Below are 20,873 nucleotides of genomic sequence, written 5' to 3' on the forward strand. Positions count from 1 at the left end.
ATGGCAACCTGGAAAATAATGATTGTCGATGACCACCCGCTCATGCGCCGTGGTATCCATCAGCTACTGAGTTTTGAAAGCGATTTTGAGATTGTTGGTGAAGCCAGCAACGGGGCTGATGCGCTCCAACTCGCATCGGAAGCCGAGCCGGATCTGATCCTGCTGGATCTCAACATGAAAGGGATGTCAGGGCTCGATACCCTCAATGCCATGCGGGCTGAAGGTATTCAGTCTTGCATCGTGGTCCTGACCGTTTCTGACAGCAAAGCTGATATTCGAGCCCTGCTGAATGCCGGTGCTGACGGCTATCTGCTGAAAGATACCGAGCCGGATGAGCTGATCAATCTGCTAAAGCAAGCCCTGTGCGGTGGGAAAGCCTATAGCGAGCAGGTGCGGGAATACCTGGAAGACAACGATTCACAGGAGTCACTGCTTGATTCCCTGACCGACCGCGAGATGCAGATCCTGCAGGAAGTCGCCAAGGGGTTTCGCAACAAGCAGATCGCCGAGTCGCTGTTCATTTCTGAAGCCACGGTCAAGGTACACATGAAAAGCCTGCTCAAAAAGCTTCAGGTGAAATCACGCACTGCTGCGACGGTTCTGTACCTTGAGGCTCAAGGGCAGTAGAACCAGCAAGCACTAATAAACGCAGCTACAGAAAAACCGCAATCGCGGTTTTTTCTTTTTGACGCTGTGTCAGTTAGTGGGACACCGATGCAATGATGTCCTTCTCCCGGGATTCCACCCACTGCAAATCAAACGGCCCCCAATCACAAAGCTGGTAGTAACCGTCATTATGACGTTTGCCGTCCTGAATAAAGGACAGCTCAATCCCAAACCCCGGCAAGGCTTTCAATACGTCCTGAATAGTACGACGCGGCCAGCCGGTAATTTCAATTAACTTCGGCACATTAGGGCGATCAAGCTGCTCAACGAGCAGAGCGAGATACAGACGACGGGCAAAAACCGGATTCAGTTCCATTGAGACCTCCATAAGCTGATGGTTTTTTATTATTCCGTCTTCTGCTGAAGGGATGTTGCGTTTGATCAAGTTGCGGTAGGATTTCCAAGCACGTGCGATACGGTAGAGTGACGCATCTCGCAAAACTGCGGATTTAACGGGGAGATAAAAATGTTATCGCTTTGTAAATCAAATAACTAGGCACAACCCTCTCGGGTTGTGCCTGTGTTTTGATCATCCGGGTAGGATTAGAACGTGTAACCGGCAGAAACCATAAATACCCATGGGTCGATATCAGTATCAATCGTTACGCGATCATTGCCAGCTTTAAAGCTTACGTCAGTATTGATATCGGCATACCATACTGACGCACCAACGAACCAGTTATCTTTCAGCTGGTAGTCAATACCTACGTTCGCTGCCAGTCCCCAAGAATCATCCAGTTTCAGATCCGACAGACCCAGCCCTTTCCCCTTACCGTTAAAATCTTCGTTAAAGAACGTGGTGTAGTTCAGGCCAGCACCCACGTAAGGACGGAACTTGCTGGTGCTGTCCAGGAAGTAGTACTGAATCATCAGCGTTGGTGGTAGGTGCTCTACCTCAGCGATATCACCAACACCATTGCCCAGTGATACGTCGTGTTTGAACGGGGTCGCAGCCAGCAGTTCAATACTGATATTGTCAGTCAGCATGTAGCCCACAGTCAGGCCAAGCTGAGTATTTGAGCTCACGCCAAATTCACCCAGACCCAGTACATCGTCACTGCTTTCATTCGGTACAACCGTCGCGGCACCAGCACGCACCAGGATGTCACCTTGTTTGTGGGCCAGCGCATAAGGGGCGGCAGAAAGGGTTGCGAACGCTGCTAAAGCACAAATTGTTTTTTTCATTATTATTGACTCCATTCCTTTTGAAATCCCAACAGGAAATTTATCGGGCTTGTCGTTTGAATGGTGCAGAATGTAACCACATTGAAACAGGCACGTATTGACTGAAATCAATTTAGAAAAATTAACACCAATAAATAACTTTTGATACAGATCAACAACTTAAAAACGATGGTATTTAATGGGCTACGAGTGTGCTTAAAATGGGCTCAAACCGCACAAAATATAAAAAACAGCTCACACTTCCTGGATTTACCTAACATCCTTTGCACTCTCAAATGAGGAACTGAAAAACATTTTTATCCTCACGAATTAATAGCCATCAGGTGCATATCAGAGAGGTGTTTGCCTCTTGCTCCACGGCATACAACCTCCTTCTGCCGATTCACTCGATGCACCGGCGTCAGACTCTCCCCTATACTGATCCCATTACCGTCAGGAATAATGTAAGAGGATACCGCCATGACCCCGGCATTTTGGTGCATTGTGATTGCGATCTTCATGAATTACCTGCTGGCGGGACTGGGTGGCTGGCTCACTACCCAGCAAACAGGCCGGCTGGATATCCGCTATCCCCGCCTTCAGGCACAGTCTCTAACCGGAATGGCCGCTCGGGTAAACGCCGCGCAGGCCAACAGCTGGGAAATCCTGACTGTCTTTGCCTGCTCCGTATTCATTGCCCACCTGGCCGGTGTGCCTGCGTCCCAGTCAGCCCTGCCCGCCTACCTGTTTATCGCCTCACGCATCCTGTATTGCGCCTGCTATACCTTCAACCTGATCCCCTGGCGCACCGTGGTTTTTGTGGTCGGTATCTTTGCCTGTCTATGGCTGATAAAAATGGCGGCCAGCTATAGCGGTTAAGCCATTGCTAACCCCAGCCATTCTCGTTATAAAGAGGGACCAAATTCACAAAAAGTCAGTCAATCCACTATGAGTACCATCGCCTACGGCATTAAAAATTGCGACACCATTAAAAAAATGAAGAAATGGCTGGACGCAGAAAATATCGCATACCGTTTTCATGACTACCGCGTTGATGGCCTCGACAGCGACATGCTGGAAGCATTTGAAGCTGAACTCGGCTGGGAAGCCATGCTGAACAAGCGTGGCACGACTTTCCGCCAGCTCACAGAAGACCAGAAAGCCAACCTTAATCAGGAAACCGCGCTGGCGCTGATGCTGGAATACCCAGCGATGATCAAACGTCCGCTGCTGGTCCATAACGGCGGCTACCACCTTGGCTTTAAACCGGCCCAGTACCAAGAAATTTTCCAAAATAACTAATTAAGGATACAAGGATGTCAGATAGTCCGGTCATCGCGCTGGCCAAAGATTTAATCAGCCGCTCATCCGTTACCCCCGAAGATGCAGGTTGCCAGGATGTGATGATTGCCCGCCTGAAAGCACTAGGGTTCACCATCGAGCCTATGGTTTTCGAAGATACCACCAACCTGTGGGCACGCCGCGGTACAGAGGCACCACTGCTGGTGTTTGCCGGTCATACCGATGTAGTGCCAGCCGGTAACCTGAACCACTGGCATACGCCTCCTTTCGAGCCAACAATCATTGACGGTTACCTCCACGGCCGTGGGGCTGCCGATATGAAAGGCTCGCTCGCTTGTATGATAGTGGCAATTGAACGTTTTCTGGCGGAACACCCTGAACACACAGGCTCAATCGGCCTGTTGATCACATCTGACGAAGAAGGGCCGTTTATCAACGGTACCACGCGCGTCGTGGATACGCTGGAAGCGCGAAATGAGAAAATCGACATGTGTATCGTGGGTGAACCATCCAGTACCCATGCCGTGGGTGATGTCGTGAAAAACGGCCGCCGAGGCTCCATCACCGGTGATCTGATCATTAAAGGTACGCAAGGACATGTTGCCTATCCGCATCTTGCCGATAACCCGGTGCATCGTGCCATGCCGGCACTGGCGGAACTGGCAACAACTACTTGGGATAACGGCAACGAGTTCTTCCCGCCGACCAGCTTCCAGATCGCGAACCTGGCGGCCGGTACCGGCGCATCCAATGTGATTCCGGGGGAATTCCACGTTCAGTTCAACTTCCGCTACAGCACCGAGCTGACTGAAGAGGACATCAAGCGCAAGGTGCATTCCATTCTGGATGCGCACGGCTTGGAGTATGAGATAACCTGGACGTTCAGCGGCCATCCGTTCCTGACCGATACAGGTACCCTGCTGGAAGCCGTTGTGGCAGCCATTGAAGAAGTGAACCACCAGAAACCTGAACTGTTGACTACCGGCGGAACCTCTGACGGTCGCTTTATCGCGCAAACTGGCGCACAGGTTATTGAGCTGGGTCCGGTAAACGCTACCATTCACAAGATCAACGAGTGCGTAAAAGTCGCAGATTTAGAGAAGCTGACCGATATGTATCAGAAGATCATGGAAAAAGTGCTTTAACACTATCATGTTAATTCACCCAACAACTGCCCGGCCGCACAGCGCCGGGCAACTGACCGGCCAGGACACCAGTCATCTGGTGGCCGTCGGTAACCAGTTTGTCCACCAGCAGATGGCGCCCGCACTGCGTGCCATGCAGCAGGCCGCACAGACCGCCGGGTTTGACCTTCGGCTGGCCAGCGCATTCCGCCCGTTTGAACGTCAGCTGCTGATCTGGAACAACAAGTTCAACGGCTTACGCCCGATACTCGACAGCCAAAGCCAGCCACTGGATCCGGCAACGCTGACGGATCTCGAAAAAATTCATGCCATTCTTCGCTGGTCAGCTCTGCCCGGAGGCAGCCGCCATCACTGGGGCACGGATGTTGATGTCTATGCCGCCAACTGCCTGCCGCAAGACACCGCATTGATGCTCGAGCCCTGGGAATACGAGCCCGGAGGCCACCAGGCTGAATTCAGTGAATGGCTGTGCCACAACATGCATTCATTTGGCTTTTACCTTCCTTACAGGGAAGAGCGCGACGGAGTGGCCTGTGAACCCTGGCACATCAGCTATTTTCCTGTCAGCCAGCATTTACTGGCACAACTGACTCCCGATATGCTGAAAGCTGTGCTCAGTCACAGTGACATTGCCGGAAAGTCGCATATCCTGAAAAACCTTGATAATCTTTATATTAAGTACATAGAGAATATCTGCGAGGTGTAAATGGAATGGCTGCTCAACCCTTGGGTAATCACGCTGATTATTGTCAGTGTTCTGGTCAGCAACATCGCGGCTCTGAAGTACACGGCCAACATGAAGTTTGACTATAAGGACAAGGTCAAATACATGCAGGAAAAACACCAGCGTGAACAGGCCCAAAACAATGCGGAGCAAGACCCAAACGTTGCCGATCAAGCGACAGCACAAGAACAGCAAACAGAGCAACATAAAAACCCGTAAACTGACTTGCTCAAACCGCACCCATAAAAAAAGCGAGAGTTAAACTCTCGCTTTTGTATTTCTGATAGCTCATCCCGCCACTGTTATCAGGTCGCCCGTTCAATCGGCCACAGCGATAACAGCGAGTAAGCGCGGTGTTTGAAGTCAATGCGCGCTTACGATGCAATTAACGTTATGGCTGACTTAAAAGATAATCATTAAGCCCGAGCCAAGTAATCAGCGATCCCTACCCATTTGTAACTTGTTAGCTCTTCCAGCCCCATCGGGCCACGTGCATGCAGCTTCTGAGTCGAAACCGCCACCTCGGCTCCCAAGCCAAACTGCGCACCGTCAGTAAAACGGGTTGATGCATTCACGTATACCGCGGCTGAGCCTGCTGCATTAACAAATCGCTCGGCCGCAGCCAGATCATTGGTCATGATGGCGTCGGAATGGCTGGCATTATGCTTACGCATGTGTGCAATCGCTTCATTCACGTCTTTCACGACTTTGATACCCAACGTAAAACTCAGCCATTCGGTGTCAAAGTCCCCTTCAACCGCTTTACGCAGGTTGGCGGCTTTGCCTTCCAGCAGCTCATAAGACGCTTCATCGGCTACCAGCAAAACTTGCTTGGCATTCATTCGCTCAGCCAGACGCGGCAGAAACGCTTCGGCGATCTTCTCGCTAACCAGCAGGGTATCCAGTGCATTACAGGCCGACGGACGCTGCACTTTGGCATTTTCTACCACGGTCAGCGAGCGAGACAGATCGGCACTGGCATCCACGTAAACGTGGCTGATCCCAAATCCACCAATAATGACCGGAATCGTACTGTTCTCTTTGCACATCTTGTGCAAGCCTGCGCCACCACGCGGGATGATCATGTCAACGTACTGATCCATCTTCAGCAATTGAGAAACCAGTTCACGATCCGGCTTCTCGATATACTGCACCGATGCCGACGGCAGGCCGGCTTTTGCTAGCGCGACCTGAATAACTTTCACCAGTGCCATATTGGAGTGGAAGGTTTCCCGACCACCACGCAGAATACTGGCATTACCGGTTTTCAGGCACAAGGCGGCGATATCAATGGTCACGTTCGGGCGCGCTTCGTAAATCACCCCAACCACACCCAGCGGGACACGACGACGGCTCAGGCGCATGCCATTTTCCAGTACCTTGCTGTCGAGCTCAGAGCCCACCGGATCATTTAGACTGATCACATTGCGGACATCGTTGGCAATGCCGCTCAGGCGCTCTTCATTGAGCAACAGACGGTCAATCAGGGCATCCGTCATCCCTGATGCTTTCGCCGCTTCAATGTCCAGGGCATTGGCGGCCAGAATAGTGTCGCGATTGGCTTCCAGCTCATCGGCGATAATAGCCAGTGCTTGGTTCTTTTGCTTGGTTGCAGCGGTAGCCAGTTCAAAGGCCGCCTGCTGCGCAGCCTGGCCCATCAACTCAAGATTCATTGTGTTCCCTCAAATGCATTTCTTTAAATAACGACCAGATCATCACGATGAACGGCAACCGGACCGTATTCGTAGCCCAGCACCTGGTAGATATCCTGGCTGTGCTTGCCGGCAATCTTAGACAAATCTTTGCTGGAGTAACGGCAGATACCCCGTGCCAACAATTCACCACGGGTGCTATAGATACGCGCCACTTCTCCCCGCTCGAAATCCCCGCGAACTTCGGTGATCCCTTTCGACAGCAAGCTGCTGCCCCGCTTTTGTACGGCAGCAACCGCACCGTCATCGATCACGATATCGCCTGCTGGCGGAGGCCCGGCCAAAATCCAGCGCTTGCGGCTTTCCAGTGGGGATTCCAGCGGCAGGAAGCGAGTACCAACCGACTCACCATTGGTCAGGGCAGAAATCACATCCGGGCGACTGCCTGCGGCAATGGTCACTTCAATGCCGGCACGACGTGCTACGTCAGCCGCTTGCAGCTTGGTTGCCATGCCACCGGTACCCAGTCCGCCCACACTGCCACCGGCAATCTTGCGCAGGGTCTCGTCAATGGTATGGACTTCACGGATCAATTCCGCATCCGGGTTATTACGCGGATCGGCCGTAAACAGCCCCGGCTGATCGGTCAACAATAGCAGCTTGTCAGCTCCGGTCAGAATGCCAACCAGCGCGGACAGGTTATCATTGTCACCCACTTTGATTTCGGTGGTCGCCACCGCGTCGTTTTCATTAACGATCGGGATAATGCCGTTATCCAGCAGCGCAACAATCATGTCCCGCGCATTGAGGAAACGCTCGCGATCATCCAGATCAGCACGGGTCAGCAGCATCTGCCCCACGTGTAGGCCGTAGATCCCAAACAGACTTTCCCATTCCTGAATCAGTCGGCTCTGCCCTACCGCAGCCAGCAACTGCTTACTGGCCATGGTTTTGGGCAATTCGGGGTAACCAAGGTGCTCACGTCCCGCGGCAATTGCGCCGGACGTAACGATGATGACCTTGTGCCCCTGGCGGCGAAGTAAAGCACACTGCCTTACCAGCTCAACCATATGGGCACGATCCAATTTCAGGGTACCACCAGTCAGTACACTGGTTCCCAGTTTGACAACAATGGTCTGGGAAGCAACGGTCGTTTCTTGCTTCGTCTGCGCCTGAGCGGCACGCACGGCAACACGACTGGTTTGCTGTTCTTGAAGGAAATTTGTCTCTGCCATAGGGATCTAACAAAAATAATGAATAGACTGACGTTGTATCAATACGCTTAAAAAATCACAAGAAAAATGCGCCATTAAGGCGCATTTTTCTTGGCAATAAACAACTTTTTAACTCAGGCGGCGCTACCCAGTTCGGGTTCTTCCAGCGCTTTAGAGGCGGTTAATGAAAGTCCCAGTTCATCAACCAGCAAGCCCTTTAATTTCGGATAGAAATCATCCAGCGTCTGCTGCACAGCCTGAACGTGTTTCGCGGGCACGGTGTCCTTATCCCACTCCCCCTGATCGTTAAACCGACCAAACTGGTAGTGATACTCAAACCCGTTTTTCGTCGCTTCCATGATCAGCCACCAGCCCCAGAACTCACGTTCTTCCGGTGCTTTCTTGGCGCTGATACAGCTCGACAGGCAGTCAAAGAAAAAATGTCCCTCTGCAGAGAGATTCTGGCGAAGATAAGGCCCCAACGCCGTAAGCTTGGTCATCAAACGGCCATGCGGGGGAAAAGTCACTTGCGTTGTCATCGTCGTTCTCCATCCTTAGCAATCAATCAGCGGTGTTATCCCCCAGCCTGTATGGCTGGCCTTGCTGGGCAAGGTAGCCGGCATTCCTTCCGGCTTTTGTACCCACCATTTAAGCCCTAATACGCTGAAATTGCAACATTCCGTTTACAAGATTCCGTTGGCAACATTGCGTTCAGCGACAATGATCAGGCCAGTTTTTCTTTCAGCCAGTCAACCACTGTAGTCATGGCACGGTGGTAGCCGTCATGCAGAGGTTTGTCAGGCAGGGTAATGGCTTTACCGCCCCAGCTCGACATCGCAATCAGCTGGTTATCGATTTCAGTACATACCGGGTCACCTTTCAGGCCAATCCCCAGCATCGGTATCTCAATTTTCCGGCGACCAACCAGCCCTTGCAGCTTCAGCGACCAGGCCGGGAGATGAGAGGTCAAACTCGCTTTGGAGACCCCGTTTTTCCCCATCCGGGACGCCATCATATCCAGGTACATACGCGGCATTGAATCCAGACGTTTTGGATCAGCCAACGCGGTATGAATCATTCCCCCCAAGCTGATACAGGTCTTGAGTCGGGTCGGCTCAAGAAAACCGAGGCGAATGGCCGCATTACCACCGAAACGTAACCCCAGCATGGCAACCCGGGTGTGATCGACCCATGGCACGTCTTTGACCTGTTGCAGTAACGCCTGGTGAAGACGACTGGTGTCTTCCGTCAGTGACCAGTGGCTACTGTGTCCGACAGAGGGCATGTCCAGCGTGATCATGGCAAACCCGGCCGGGCCGAAATAGTCTTTGTACAACCGCCACAGATCCGACTGAAGCGTATCCAGCCCGCCACTAACAATAACGGTCGGCAGCAATTTATCGGTGCAAGGCAGATGGATAAAAGCCTGGAACGTCTTGTTGTCGTACTTCACATCTATGGTACGCATCTGATGTGGCAGCTTTTCCATGGCTTCGCGGTAAGTCTGATTCGACTGCAGCTCCGCCTGTGCGGCCAACTCATCCCCTTTAAGGTGCGGGTAAGCCCCCACACTGTAGTACATACTGGCAATCAGCAGTTCTTCCGCAGCCTTTTCCACCTCGCCGTTTTCGAGCATTTCCCGAGCTGCCTTCTGCCTTCTCGCCCCGACCTGACACCACTCATACACCCAGTTTCCGGGCTTATAGCCAATCACAGTATCCAGCAAATCGTCGCGGGTACGGGCTGCTTTCGAACTGGCAATACGGGCAAAGATGGCCTCCATCTCAATAGGGTCAATCCCCTGCCAGATCCATTGCGGACGACGCATAACCCGATACCAGCCAGCTTCACTGTCGCCATCCAGGGCGCTGTGAATCGGCGTATCTTTAACATGGGCGAGCTTTACCAGGCTGGATGTTTCTTTCGACGTTTGGCGTGGAGCAAACAGCTTTTCAGATAGGTTGGTTTTGGACGGTTCAGACACGTGGGACTCCATCTCTGTCGCGACGCGCTGCCACGGCAAAAAATGGCGGCGTCATGTAGTAGGTTCTTGTGAAGAGTATACCATCCATCAAATGCTTACTATATGCCAGCCCTAACAAAACCGGCATCCGGACTGGACAAGTCACGGGGAATGCCGGTACGCGTTTCTCAAGCCAAACAAACGTCAGCTATGCTTGTACTTACCGAGCAGTATTTCGTACGGTGAACAATATGCGTAGTCCTGATATGCGTAGCCTTATTATGCTGATTAGCGTGGTTTTCTTTTCCGGACAAGCTCTGGCGTTTGGCAGCGGTGGCTCTATGGGGGGAAATCCCGGCGAAGCCTCAGGTGGGGTCAATGCCAAAACCGCCTTATGCCTTGATGTCTCGGGAGAGCGGATACCCGGCAGTTACCAGACCAAACTTGAGCGCCAGTGCGACATTACCGGTAATACCGCCGTTGATCTGATTAACTTCAACAATTTCTATCGCAATAAACCCCACAACGAGTCCTTATCTGATATCCGGGCCAAAGCCCACCGCACTTGATAGGACGATTCAAAGAATGCGACGACTGGCTTTTCACTACCAGTGCCAACCGGTCAAATCACCGTCAATCACAACAAGCAGGCAAAAAGAAAGGAGCCTTTCGGCTCCTTTCCTGTGTGCTTTGCTTCGCGATAACAGATGCTGTCGACAATTAGCGCTTGGCAATCGGGTCAACAAATGTCACTGCCATATCCCAAGGCTGCTCAATCCAAGTATCCTGAGGAATGTCAACCACGTAGTCATCAACCAGGTGTTTACCCGCAGGCTTCGCACAAACGGTCACAAATTTTGCTTTCGGATACATCTGACGAATCACTTCCGCCGTACCGCCAGTGTCCACCAGATCGTCAACCACGATGAAACCTTCGCCGTCACCGTCTGCTTTTTTCAACACGTTCATATCGCGCTGGTGATCGTGGTCGTAGCTTGAGATACACACGGTATCTACGTAACGAATACCAAGTTCACGAGCCAGAATGGCAGATGGCACCAGGCCACCACGGCTAACGGCAATGATACCTTTCCATTGATCCGCAGGCAGTAGTTTTTCTGCAAGCTGGCGGGTATACATTTGCATGTTATCCCAAGTGATGACGAACTTATTACTCATATCCGATGAACCTCTGAGTCAGCGGCAGCGCCGCTGGATGGATTTATAAACTTTTATAGGAAAATAATTTTAGCAAGAAACAGGGCAGCAATTACCCAGACGCTGATATTGATATCCCGCCCTTTACCACTCATCACTTTGACAGCAGCATAGGTAATAAAACCAAGACCAATTCCCTCTGCTATGGAATATGTTAACGGCATCAGTAGGCAAACCACAACTACTGGTGCTGCTTCTGTTAAGTCGCGCCAGTCAATACTCACCAAACCGGACATCATCAGGATGGCAACATAAAACAGCGCGCCTGCTGTGGCGTAGGCTGGCACCATACCGGCCAGCGGAGCAAAAAACAGCGACAGCAAGAACAGGACACCGACGGTAACGGCTGTCAGACCGGTGCGGCCACCAACAGCAACGCCCGAGACACTCTCAACGAAAGAGGTCGTGTTTGACGTCCCCAGAACCGCGCCCACAGATGTTGCCGTACTGTCAGCCAGCAGCGCACGGTTCAGGCGTGGTAGTTTGCCGTCTTTGTCCATCAGGTTCGCTTTTGTCGCCACACCCACCAGGGTGCCGGCTGTGTCGAACAGGTCAACAAACAGGAAAGCAAACACAACAGAAATCAGTCCAACTTCCATCGCGCCGGAAAAATCCAGTTGCATAAAGGTTGGTGCAATGCTTGGTGGCATAGAAACAACACCGTTATATGCCACTTCACCGAACACAATACCCATTCCGGTTACAACCAGAATAGCAATCAGTACCGCCGCTTTGTAGCCACGGTGTACCAGCGCAATGGTCAGGAAAAAGCCCAGCGACGCCATCGCGGCAGGGAAGCTGGTCAAGTCACCAATGTGTACCAGCGTGGCAGGGTTATCAACCACAATGCCCGAGCTTTGCAGAGCGATGAAAGCCAGGAACAGACCGATACCGGCAGAGATCCCCGTACGCAGTGCATGAGGAATCGCATTGATGATCCACTCACGAACCTTCAGCACACTCAGCGCAATGAAGCACAGGCCGGAAAGGAAGACCGCAGCCAGAGCGACCTGCCAGGTATGCCCCATGCCCAGAACAACACTGTAGGTAAAAAATGCATTGAGGCCCATACCCGGAGCCTGAGCGACCGGATAGTTCGCGACAAAGCCCATGATAAAACAGCCCACCATGGCAGCCAGACAGGTCGCAACAAAAACCGCGCCCTGATCCATCCCTGTCGCCGACAGCATAGTCGGGTTGACGAAGATGATGTAGGCCATGGTCAAAAAGGTGGTAAGGCCCGCCAGAACTTCAGTCCGAACATCGGTACCGTGTTCTTTCAGTTTGAAGAGTTTCTCAAGCATTGCTCTCAATTCCTTGGAGATATTACGCAAGTGTTGTTGTGTCTGTCTCGGCCTGAGCCAACATCAAAGTTAACGTCTGCCCGAACGAAAAATAGAAAACGTTTGCGTTTTCTATTTTTGGGTGGCGATTATATGCCTCTAGCTCATCAATTTCCAGAAAATAACGTATTTATCACTAATCCACGCCGACAAATGGATAAAAATCCATCCCACCTTCTGAACCGCCAACACAAACCACTTATAAAACAACAAACTAAAATACAAATACGTTGAGTGTATTTTATTCAGGTGGGATTTTTCCGGGAAACGCAATCGATAATCTGTGCAGATTGAGCCACATATTTAGCCCTTACATCGAGATGTAATCGAATACATCACAGGCTGGCAAAATTCCGGCAACATTTAGGAGAGGGATTCAGGAAAAACACGCAAAAAAAAACGCCACTCCAAAAAGAAGTGGCGCTAAGAATGTAACTATAAACCGAAGAGCGGTTTTAAGAGATTCTCAAATTAAGGGGGTGAACAATACAGTTCGATACTTCGCACTCTGTCACTCAGAACAGAGAGCCAAGAGTCAGAAATTAGTAGCCGAATGAGCTTGGGTACTGGAAGTTAGCAGTATAAACAGAGCGCATGTTCCAATATTTTGTAACAGATTCAAAAACTTTCATTATTATCACCTTTAACTATTAAGCAAATACACACATAAACAATCGTGTTCGGCCTGCTTGGCTTCACTTAATCTCGGTTCCCTGGAGGCGATTGATCGGGCTCATCCTCGAGCAACTTGTTATGTCGTTTATCTTCTCTCTGAAGATGAGGCTAATATACCCAAATCGTAATAAACTTTCAAGCAATTTCTTTAACTTCGTCACATTTTTCATTACCAATAGGGACTATCACGCTTGTATTGTAATTTTATTACAAAAAGGAATATTCCTTCTTTAACGCCCTTGAGACCAAAGTGTAACCGAGCCCTCTTGATCCTCTGACAACATGCAACATATGCTTAACACTGGTGATTATGCAATAACTATAATAAGGACAGAGGCAAAACCATGGCACGATTCCAACAACTCAGAGCACTCTCCATTAGCAAGCGTCTATACCTCATGGGTATCACAATTACCTTCCTGACTCTTGCCCCACTCATTCTCTTTGTATCCAGCTATCAGTCTGATTTTATGAGTCAGAAACGTCTTCAGACCCGGCATCTAGTCGAAACGGCATACAGCGTAGTGGAACATTTCTATCAGCAGGAACAACAGGGAGCACTTTCCCGTCCGGCCGCTCAGCAGCAGGCTAAAGCCGCCATCGCCGCTTTGCGGTATGAAAAAAATGACTATTTCTGGCTCAATGACATGACGCCAGCCATGATCATGCACCCGTTCAAACCGTCCCTGGATGGGAAAAGCCTGACCGATTTCCATGATCCGAACGGTACTCCCCTCTTTGTCAACATGGTCAATGTCGTTCGCCAACAGGGACAGGGATTTGTCGATTACTATTGGGAGAAACCCGGCTATGATGTCCCGGTTGCCAAAATCTCCTATGTCAAAGGTTTCACTCCCTGGGGTTGGATCGTGGGCTCCGGTATTTATGTGGATGATGTACAGGCCCTGTTCTTCGCTAAACTGAAACAGCTCGGCGGGATGCTGGCCGGCTCACTCTGTCTGATGTTTGCCATTGCCTGGTATATCGGACGTTCTATCACAGCTCCCTGTGAGGAAACCGTGGCCGCGATGGAAGATATCGCCGGTGGTGACGGCGATCTGACACAACGCCTGCCAAGTCTGGGGAATGATGAGCTGGCCCAGCTTGCTCGCGCCTACAATACATTTGCTGAACGATTATCGGGCATGCTGCGAGACATGGCTCCGGTCAGTACCCAGATCACCGCGGCCGCCACCCAGCTCAACAGTGTTGCCTCACAAACTGCGACGAGTGCTGCCTCATCGCACCGTGGTATTGACAGCGTCGCTGCCGCGATGAATGAACTGCACACCAGTAATCAGGATGTGGCACAAGCGGCCCTGCAGGCGGCTGATGCCGCGACAGAAGCCCACCAGCAAAGCGAAGACAGTATCGCAGTGGTCTCGACCGCATCGGATGAGATGCGAGCCCTGCTGACATTGCTGGACGAGGCCAACAGCAGCGCCCAGGCGCTGGCCCAGGATTCCGAAACCATCGGGTCGGTGCTGGATGTCATTCGCGGCATTGCAGAGCAAACCAATCTGCTGGCACTGAATGCGGCCATTGAAGCCGCCCGGGCCGGTGAACAAGGTCGTGGTTTTGCCGTGGTAGCCGATGAAGTACGCACCCTCGCCACCCGAACGCAAACCAGTACCAATGAGATAGAAACCATTATCGGTAGCTTGCAGACCAAAGCACACAGCGTCAGCACGGCCCTGCTGGAAACGCGGGAGCAGTCGGCCAGTACAGCAGGTCATGCCGAGCAAGTGGCAGATGCCCTGACTGTCGTGGGCAGCCATATCACCCGTATTCGCGAGCTGAACCAGCATATCGCCGAAGCCAGTGGACAGCAGACGCTGGCAGCCGAAGAAATCAATATCAACCTCAGTCACCTGACAGAGCACAGCCACCAGACTGTTGAACAAGGCGACCAGATTGCTGCTAGCAGTGAACAATTACTTGCCAGCGGTCACAGTCTTGAAAGGCACATTCGCCATTTCAAGATTTAGCTGTAACCGGATCAGGCGCAGTGGTATCCTTGAGGTCAATTGCGATGGTGAATTATGCTAATAACTTAGGTGTATATAGCAGATTTCATCTACTTAATCGCACTAAACTGAAAGTTTATAAAGGAGACTGCTGTGTCTGAAATCAGTCAACTATCGCCACAAGTTGTGTGGCAATTCTTTGACCAAATCTGCTCGATTCCTCACCCATCTAAGCATGAGGAAGCTCTGGCACAACACATCATTACATTTGCCGAAGGAGAAGGCCTGGAAGTTCGCCGTGATAGCGTCGGTAACGTCTTTATCAAAAAACCGGCAACACCGGGAATGGAAAACCGCAAGGGTGTGGTTCTGCAAGCGCACATTGATATGGTGCCGCAGAAAAATGAAGACACAGACCATGATTTCCTGACTGATCCTATTCAGCCTTACATCGACGGCGAATGGGTGACTGCAAAAGGCACCACACTGGGTGCCGATAACGGCATGGGCATGGCTGCGTGTCTGGCCGTGCTGGCCTCGAAAGACATTGAACATGGCCCACTGGAAGTTCTGCTGACAATCGACGAAGAAGCCGGTATGACCGGAGCCTTCGGCCTGGACAAAGGCTGGCTGGAAGGCGAGATTCTACTGAATACTGATTCAGAGCAGGAAGGCGAAGTGTACATGGGCTGTGCCGGCGGTGTTGACGGCGCCCTGACCCTGACGGTAAACCGTGAAGCGGTACCGGCGGATCATCAGGCACTCAAGCTGGTGGTAAAAGGCCTGAAAGGCGGTCATTCTGGTTGTGACATTCACACCGGCCGTGGCAATGCCAACAAGATTCTGGGCCGTTTCCTGTTCGGCCACGCGCAAGATCTGGGTCTGCGCCTGCACGCCGTAAACGGTGGCAGCCTGCGTAACGCCATTCCGCGTGAAGCCAACGCAGTGGTTACCCTGCCTGCGGCCAATGTCGATAAGCTGAACGAACTGTTTGCGCATTACCAGGAGCTACTGGTTGCTGAACTGGGTCGTGTTGAAACGGGCATTAACCTGTTCACTCAGCCTGTTGAGCTGCCGTCAGATGTGATCGTTGAAGCTGACCAGCAACGTTTCACTAACCTGCTGAACGCGTGCCCGAACGGTGTGATTCGCATGAGCGACGACATCGAGGGTGTGGTTGAGACGTCACTGAACGTGGGTGTGATCACCACCGATGCGGACAAGATCACTGTGCTGTGCCTGATCCGCTCGTTGATCGACTCTGGCCGCAGCAACGTGGAAGGTATGTTGTCAGCAGTTGCTGCACTGGCTGGTGCTGAGTGCGCATTCTCTGGTGCTTACCCGGGCTGGAAACCAGATGCCGATTCAGAAGTGATGCACCTGTTCCGTGACACCTATGAAGCGATTTACGGTAAAAAACCAAACATCATGGTTATCCATGCCGGTCTGGAATGTGGCCTGTTCAAAAAGCCATATCCGGAAATGGATATGATTTCGTTCGGTCCGACGATCAAGTTCCCGCATTCGCCGGATGAGAAAGTGAACATTGAAACCGTTGGCCTATTCTGGGATCAAATGCAGGCAATCCTGAAAAATATCCCGGTTAAGCAGTAATACCGGATCAGGGTTTCAGCCTGAGTGCATCATAAAAAGCGAGTCCGGGTGACTCGCTTTTCTTTTTGCGCTTTTCCTTTAGCATTTTTCTTTTAGCAAATACTGCGCGTCTTCTCTTCGTTCTTTTACGCACTTCGGCTTACATGGCACTTTCCTGTATCCCTCAATAGCCAGCATCACTGCGGCTTTCCGTTCATCCGTTCAGTCTCGCCCTGACTATCGGTATTCAATGTCTGCCTCCCGTGCCATCCTGAATTGAAGCCCGTGATCGACTCTAGACTTCATTCAAAAGCCTTCAAATGACAGCTGCTGCGCTTTAGTGCCCAGCTCCAGCCCGACATTTATCCCAATCAAACGGATCTCCCTGTCCTTCTGGCGGGTCAGGGCTTCTTTCAGTAACGCGGTAAACTGGGTCTTATCAAGTCGGCCCTGAGTGTGCTCAACCGTTGTCTGCTGAAAATCAGCAAATTTCACTTTGACTCCCTGGCGGGCAATTGTCAGGTCAGGTTTTACCCTGCGCAGCCGGTTTTCCAGTTCAGGATAAAGCCGCTCGATCACCTCCCAGCATTCGTTGTAAGTGCGAATGTTGTGAGAAAAAGTCCGCTCGACGCCAACGGATTTTCGCGCCCGCTCCACCACCACTTCACGCTCATCAATACCATGCGCACGAGACCACAATGACTGACCAAATTTACCAAACTGCTGCAACAGCATATGACGGTCATAATGCTGTACATCACGGCCTAGATACAGCCCCCGCTCATGGAGCCGCTGGATGGTCACTTTCCCTACCCCAGGAATTTTTTCCAGCTGCAAGTCGGCCACAAACGCCGGTACCGCGTCGGGAGTCACCACAAACTGGCCATCCGGTTTATTCAGGTCAGAGGCTATCTTGGCAATAAACTTCACCGGTGCAATGCCAGCTGAAGCAGTCAGCCCCAACTCTTCTCGGATAGCACGGCGGATATCTTCCGCAATCAGGGTGGCCGAGCCATGCAGTAAGGAGCAGTCGGTCACGTCGATATAAGCTTCATCCAATGACAGAGGCTCAATCTTGTCGGTATAACGCTGAAATATAGCCCGGATTTGCTGTGATACCTCTTTGTACACCCCCATTCGCCCGGCAACCAGGGTCAAATGCGGACATAACTGAAACGCCCGTGCTGTCGGCATCGCTGAGCGAACACCGTATTTACGGGCCAGATAATTACAGGTACTGATCACTCCGCGCTGTTCAGAGCGGCCACCGATCGCTATCGGAATATCACGCAACGCCGGGTTATCACGCATTTCAACAGCCGCAAAAAAGCAATCCATATCCACATGGATGATTTTGCGCTGAATCGGCAGCTGCGTGATAGGGGCAACAGGTGACATAAGGTCTCACAGTAACTGTTCATATATACAGTAACCATTATAGTGAGAGCGTGCCGGAGTGTGAAGCCCCACAACAAGGCGGAGGAAGTGTTAGCGAAGACTGAGAAACACGAAAAAGTTACCACTTACAAACCAGTGCTAAAATCTGACAGTGATTATTGATACTGAAAAACAAACACCCCGGCGCAGGCCGGGGTGTTTGGGGGTAAAGCATCAAGCAGAATTACAGAATCTGATTCTTCTTCCACTCAGCTTGGCGCGCAGCACGGGCTTCACGCTTTTTACGGGCGTCACAAGGCTCCGGGCAATCACATTCTTTTTCAATGCCAATGCTGCCAAGACCACCGCAGCTGCCGCTGACAGTTTTACGCTGGAAAATGTAGCCCACTGCCATAGCAGCGATCACCAGCAGAAATACCGCAAACGTTGTCAGATAAATAGCCATGATATTTCTCTACTTCTGTTTCATGTAGGGAGCAAATGCATCGGAAGCAAATTCCGTGAAGCCCTGCTCGGTTTTAACAATCAGGAGAACCGGCAGGCCTTCCTGGTTCGCCAGCGCCAGTGCTTTTTCCTCACCCATTACGGAAAACGCCGTAGCCAGGGCATCAGCCGTCATGCAGGACTCATCCAGCACAGTGACCGATACCACGTGGTTATCAATCGGATGACCTGTATTCGGATCAATCAGATGAGAGTAACGGACACCGTTCTCTTCAAAATAATTCCGGTAATCACCAGATGTTGCCACAGCCATATCACCCGGTTCAATCACTTCCTGAATCGCGCGGCTGCCATCTTCAGTCGGTTTCTCGATAGCAATACGCCATGCTACACCTTCCTGATTTTTACCTTTCAGGCGCAGCTCACCACCCACTTCAACCAGGTAATCAGCAATATTCAGATCATCAAAGTAATCGGCAATCACATCCACGCCAAACCCTTTGGCGATAGAAGACAGGTCAACGTACAACTCAGGGATTGCTTTTCGCAGGGCATTGCCTTCAACACTCAGGTGTTCAATGCCGACAATCTCACGACGGACTTCTAGCTCATCCGCGGTTGGGGTTTTCTCCGGACGCGCTTCCGGGCCGAAGCTCCACAGGTTAACGATTGGCCCGACAGTTACATCCAGCGCACCATCAGTCAGCTTAGACAGCCGAATCGCTTCCTTAACCACTTTTGCCGTGTCTGCTGAAACCGTAAACGGCTCAGTAGAACGCGATTGGTTAAATTGACTGAGCTCGGAATGCTTACGGTAAGTCGACATCTGATCGTTCACCAACTCCAGACGACGATCAATCTCAGCCTGCATGTCCGTTGCAGCCGGTAAGCCTTCCTGCTTAATCAACTTAATAGAGTAATAAGTTCCCATTGTTGAGCCCTGAAACTGAACCAGCTCTCGCTGATCGCCACAGGCCGACAGGGTAAATACAAACACAAGCATCCAGAATGCTTTGTTCAGGGACATCTTCATCAACAACTCCAAAGAGAATCACTGTTAGCGGGTACTTACACCAACAGAATAACCACAGAAAAATTGTCATCACCCGGGGGCATGACGAAAAAAGGCTGACCCTTCATCAGGGTCAGCCAGTTTTTCCGGGTTGCGGCTAATTAGCCACCGAAGTCATCCAGTAGGATGTTTTCGTCTTCAACACCAAGATCTTTTAGCATGCCGATTACAGCAGCGTTCATCATTGGTGGACCACACATGTAGTATTCACAATCTTCTGGTGCATCATGATCACGCAGGTAGTGTTCATACAGCACGTTGTGAATGAAGCCAGTGTAACCATCCCAGTTGTCCTCAGGCTGAGGATCAGACAGTGCACAGTGCCATACGAAGTTTTCGTTTTCAGACTGCAGCATGTCGAAATCTTCAACGTAGAACATTTCACGCTTAGAACGGGCACCGTACCAGAAAGACATCTTACGCGTAGAGTGCAGACGCTTCAGCTGGTCGAAGATATGTGAACGCATTGGCGCCATACCCGCACCACCACCGATGAAGACCATCTCTGCGTCAGTATCTTTGGCAAAGAACTCACCGAATGGACCAGAAATCGTACACTTATCACCTTCTTTCAGTGACCAGATGTAAGATGACATCTGACCTGGTGGTACGTCTGGGTTATTTGGCGGCGGCGTTGCGATACGCACGTTCAGCATGATAATGCCGAACTCTTCTGGGTAGTTCGCCATCGAGTAAGCACGGATGATTGGCTCATCCACTTTAGACTCGTAACGGAACAGATTAAATTTGTCCCAGTCGCCACGGTATTCTTCTGGAATATCGTAGTCTGCGTATTTCACATGGTGAGCTGGCGCTTCAATCTGGATGTAACCACCTGCACGGAAAGGTACAGACTCGCCATCCGGGATTTGCAGCTTAAGCTCTTTGATGAATGTCGCTTTGTTATCGTTAGAGATAACTGTACATTCCCACTTCTTAACGCCGAAGATTTCTTCTGGCAGCTCGATGTCCATGTCAGATTTCACGTTAACCTGACAGGCCAGACGCTCACCTTCACGGGCTTCACCTTTAGAGATGTGGTCAAGCTCAGTTGGCAGAATGTCACCACCACCTGATTTGATTTTCACGCGGCACTGACCACATGAACCACCACCACCACAAGCAGATGATACGAAGATACCGTTACCTGCTAGAACACCTAGCAGCTTGCCACCCGCAGCGGTTGTAATCGCTTTTTCCGGGTCGCCATTTACTGAGATAGTAATGTCACCTGATGGTACCAGCTTGGATTTAGCGAACAGAATCACTAGAACCAGAGCCAGGATAATCAGGGTGAACATAACTACGCCAAGAATAATATCCATTAATTATT

General features: G+C 51.2%; 22 protein-coding genes. 9 read left to right on the forward strand and 13 right to left on the reverse strand.

Features of this window, described 5'->3' with window-relative positions; all coding sequences use genetic code 11:
- Positions 1 to 627 carry a response regulator gene (locus C9I92_RS04260; protein WP_047883892.1) on the forward strand — a complete coding sequence of 209 codons (627 nt, stop codon included), beginning with the start codon at positions 1 to 3 and terminating at the stop codon, positions 625 to 627.
- Positions 628 to 700: 73 nt separating this feature from the next.
- On the opposite strand, the gene C9I92_RS04265 is transcribed toward C9I92_RS04260, so the two are convergent.
- Together C9I92_RS04265 and ompW are read right to left on the reverse strand one after the other, a co-directional pair.
- Positions 701 to 982, reverse strand: a complete 282-nt coding sequence (locus C9I92_RS04265) for a winged helix-turn-helix domain-containing protein (protein WP_047883893.1) — start codon at positions 980 to 982, stop codon at positions 701 to 703.
- Positions 983 to 1,209: 227 nt separating this feature from the next.
- On the reverse strand, positions 1,210 to 1,851 hold the full coding sequence (ompW, locus tag C9I92_RS04270; protein ID WP_047883894.1) for an outer membrane protein OmpW: 642 nt from the start codon (positions 1,849 to 1,851) through the stop codon (positions 1,210 to 1,212).
- Positions 1,852 to 2,310: 459 nt separating this feature from the next.
- Between ompW and C9I92_RS04275 the strand changes: the two genes are divergently transcribed.
- From C9I92_RS04275 to C9I92_RS04295, 5 genes are all read left to right on the forward strand, one after another.
- Positions 2,311 to 2,709, forward strand: coding sequence for an MAPEG family protein (locus tag C9I92_RS04275; RefSeq protein WP_047883895.1), 399 nt, complete (start codon positions 2,311 to 2,313; stop codon positions 2,707 to 2,709).
- Positions 2,710 to 2,778: 69 nt separating this feature from the next.
- A complete protein-coding gene (locus C9I92_RS04280; RefSeq protein ID WP_047883896.1) occupies positions 2,779 to 3,132 on the forward strand; it encodes an ArsC family reductase in 354 nt (117 codons plus the stop codon).
- Positions 3,133 to 3,146: 14 nt separating this feature from the next.
- Positions 3,147 to 4,277 carry a succinyl-diaminopimelate desuccinylase gene (gene dapE / locus C9I92_RS04285; RefSeq protein WP_047883897.1) on the forward strand — a complete coding sequence of 377 codons (1,131 nt, stop codon included), beginning with the start codon at positions 3,147 to 3,149 and terminating at the stop codon, positions 4,275 to 4,277.
- Positions 4,278 to 4,284: 7 nt separating this feature from the next.
- Positions 4,285 to 4,983 carry a M15 family metallopeptidase gene (locus C9I92_RS04290; RefSeq protein ID WP_047883898.1) on the forward strand — a complete coding sequence of 233 codons (699 nt, stop codon included), beginning with the start codon at positions 4,285 to 4,287 and terminating at the stop codon, positions 4,981 to 4,983.
- Positions 4,984 to 5,220: a DUF2897 family protein gene (locus tag C9I92_RS04295; RefSeq protein ID WP_047883899.1), complete on the forward strand. Its 237-nt coding sequence runs from the start codon at positions 4,984 to 4,986 to the stop codon at positions 5,218 to 5,220.
- Positions 5,221 to 5,417: 197 nt separating this feature from the next.
- Here C9I92_RS04295 and C9I92_RS04300 read toward each other — a convergent pair whose 3' ends face one another.
- The 4 genes from C9I92_RS04300 to frsA form a co-directional block, all read right to left on the reverse strand.
- Positions 5,418 to 6,674, reverse strand: coding sequence for a glutamate-5-semialdehyde dehydrogenase (locus C9I92_RS04300; RefSeq protein ID WP_047883900.1), 1,257 nt, complete (start codon positions 6,672 to 6,674; stop codon positions 5,418 to 5,420).
- A 23-nt stretch (positions 6,675 to 6,697) separates the two neighbouring features.
- A complete protein-coding gene (gene proB / locus C9I92_RS04305; protein WP_242551829.1) occupies positions 6,698 to 7,888 on the reverse strand; it encodes a glutamate 5-kinase in 1,191 nt (396 codons plus the stop codon).
- Positions 7,889 to 8,001: 113 nt separating this feature from the next.
- Positions 8,002 to 8,406 carry a sigma factor-binding protein Crl gene (gene crl / locus C9I92_RS04310; protein WP_047883901.1) on the reverse strand — a complete coding sequence of 135 codons (405 nt, stop codon included), beginning with the start codon at positions 8,404 to 8,406 and terminating at the stop codon, positions 8,002 to 8,004.
- Between the two features lie 185 nt (positions 8,407 to 8,591).
- Entirely contained in the window at positions 8,592 to 9,851 is a 1,260-nt protein-coding gene (gene frsA / locus C9I92_RS04315; protein WP_084712461.1) for an esterase FrsA, read from the reverse strand.
- Positions 9,852 to 10,081: 230 nt separating this feature from the next.
- Here frsA and C9I92_RS04320 point away from each other — a divergent pair, with 230 nt between their 5' ends.
- Entirely contained in the window at positions 10,082 to 10,399 is a 318-nt protein-coding gene (locus C9I92_RS04320; protein WP_242551830.1) for a hypothetical protein, read from the forward strand.
- A 151-nt stretch (positions 10,400 to 10,550) separates the two neighbouring features.
- On the opposite strand, the gene gpt is transcribed toward C9I92_RS04320, so the two are convergent.
- From gpt to vcdP, 3 genes are all read right to left on the reverse strand, one after another.
- A complete protein-coding gene (gpt, locus tag C9I92_RS04325; RefSeq protein WP_047883903.1) occupies positions 10,551 to 11,009 on the reverse strand; it encodes a xanthine phosphoribosyltransferase in 459 nt (152 codons plus the stop codon).
- Positions 11,010 to 11,062: 53 nt separating this feature from the next.
- Positions 11,063 to 12,352 (reverse strand): NCS2 family permease, encoded by a 1,290-nt coding sequence (locus tag C9I92_RS04330; RefSeq protein ID WP_047883904.1) that lies wholly within the window; start codon positions 12,350 to 12,352, stop codon positions 11,063 to 11,065.
- A gap of 581 nt (positions 12,353 to 12,933) precedes the next feature.
- On the reverse strand, positions 12,934 to 13,023 hold the full coding sequence (gene vcdP, locus C9I92_RS25925; protein WP_479724821.1) for a small protein VcdP: 90 nt from the start codon (positions 13,021 to 13,023) through the stop codon (positions 12,934 to 12,936).
- Positions 13,024 to 13,410: 387 nt separating this feature from the next.
- Between vcdP and C9I92_RS04335 the strand changes: the two genes are divergently transcribed.
- Positions 13,411 to 15,054, forward strand: a complete 1,644-nt coding sequence (locus C9I92_RS04335) for a methyl-accepting chemotaxis protein (protein WP_047883905.1) — start codon at positions 13,411 to 13,413, stop codon at positions 15,052 to 15,054.
- 132 nt (positions 15,055 to 15,186) lie between these two features.
- Positions 15,187 to 16,647: an aminoacyl-histidine dipeptidase gene (locus C9I92_RS04340; RefSeq protein ID WP_047883906.1), complete on the forward strand. Its 1,461-nt coding sequence runs from the start codon at positions 15,187 to 15,189 to the stop codon at positions 16,645 to 16,647.
- Positions 16,648 to 16,932: 285 nt separating this feature from the next.
- Here the strand turns inward: C9I92_RS04340 and dinB are convergent, their stop codons facing one another.
- The 4 genes from dinB to nqrF all read right to left on the reverse strand — a co-directional run bounded on the left by dinB (position 16,933) and on the right by nqrF (position 20,865).
- A complete protein-coding gene (gene dinB / locus C9I92_RS04345; protein WP_047883907.1) occupies positions 16,933 to 18,024 on the reverse strand; it encodes a DNA polymerase IV in 1,092 nt (363 codons plus the stop codon).
- A 223-nt stretch (positions 18,025 to 18,247) separates the two neighbouring features.
- Positions 18,248 to 18,469, reverse strand: coding sequence for a (Na+)-NQR maturation NqrM (gene nqrM / locus C9I92_RS04350; RefSeq protein WP_047883908.1), 222 nt, complete (start codon positions 18,467 to 18,469; stop codon positions 18,248 to 18,250).
- Positions 18,470 to 18,478: 9 nt separating this feature from the next.
- The gene (locus C9I92_RS04355; RefSeq protein ID WP_047883909.1) at positions 18,479 to 19,501 is read right to left on the reverse strand and encodes an FAD:protein FMN transferase; all 1,023 of its coding nucleotides are present in this window, start codon (positions 19,499 to 19,501) and stop codon (positions 18,479 to 18,481) included.
- A 140-nt stretch (positions 19,502 to 19,641) separates the two neighbouring features.
- On the reverse strand, positions 19,642 to 20,865 hold the full coding sequence (gene nqrF, locus C9I92_RS04360; protein ID WP_047883910.1) for an NADH:ubiquinone reductase (Na(+)-transporting) subunit F: 1,224 nt from the start codon (positions 20,863 to 20,865) through the stop codon (positions 19,642 to 19,644).
- Between the last annotated feature and the right edge of the window lie 8 nt (positions 20,866 to 20,873).

The sequence above is a fragment of the Photobacterium ganghwense genome (assembly GCF_003025595.1).
Taxonomy (GTDB): domain Bacteria; phylum Pseudomonadota; class Gammaproteobacteria; order Enterobacterales; family Vibrionaceae; genus Photobacterium; species Photobacterium ganghwense.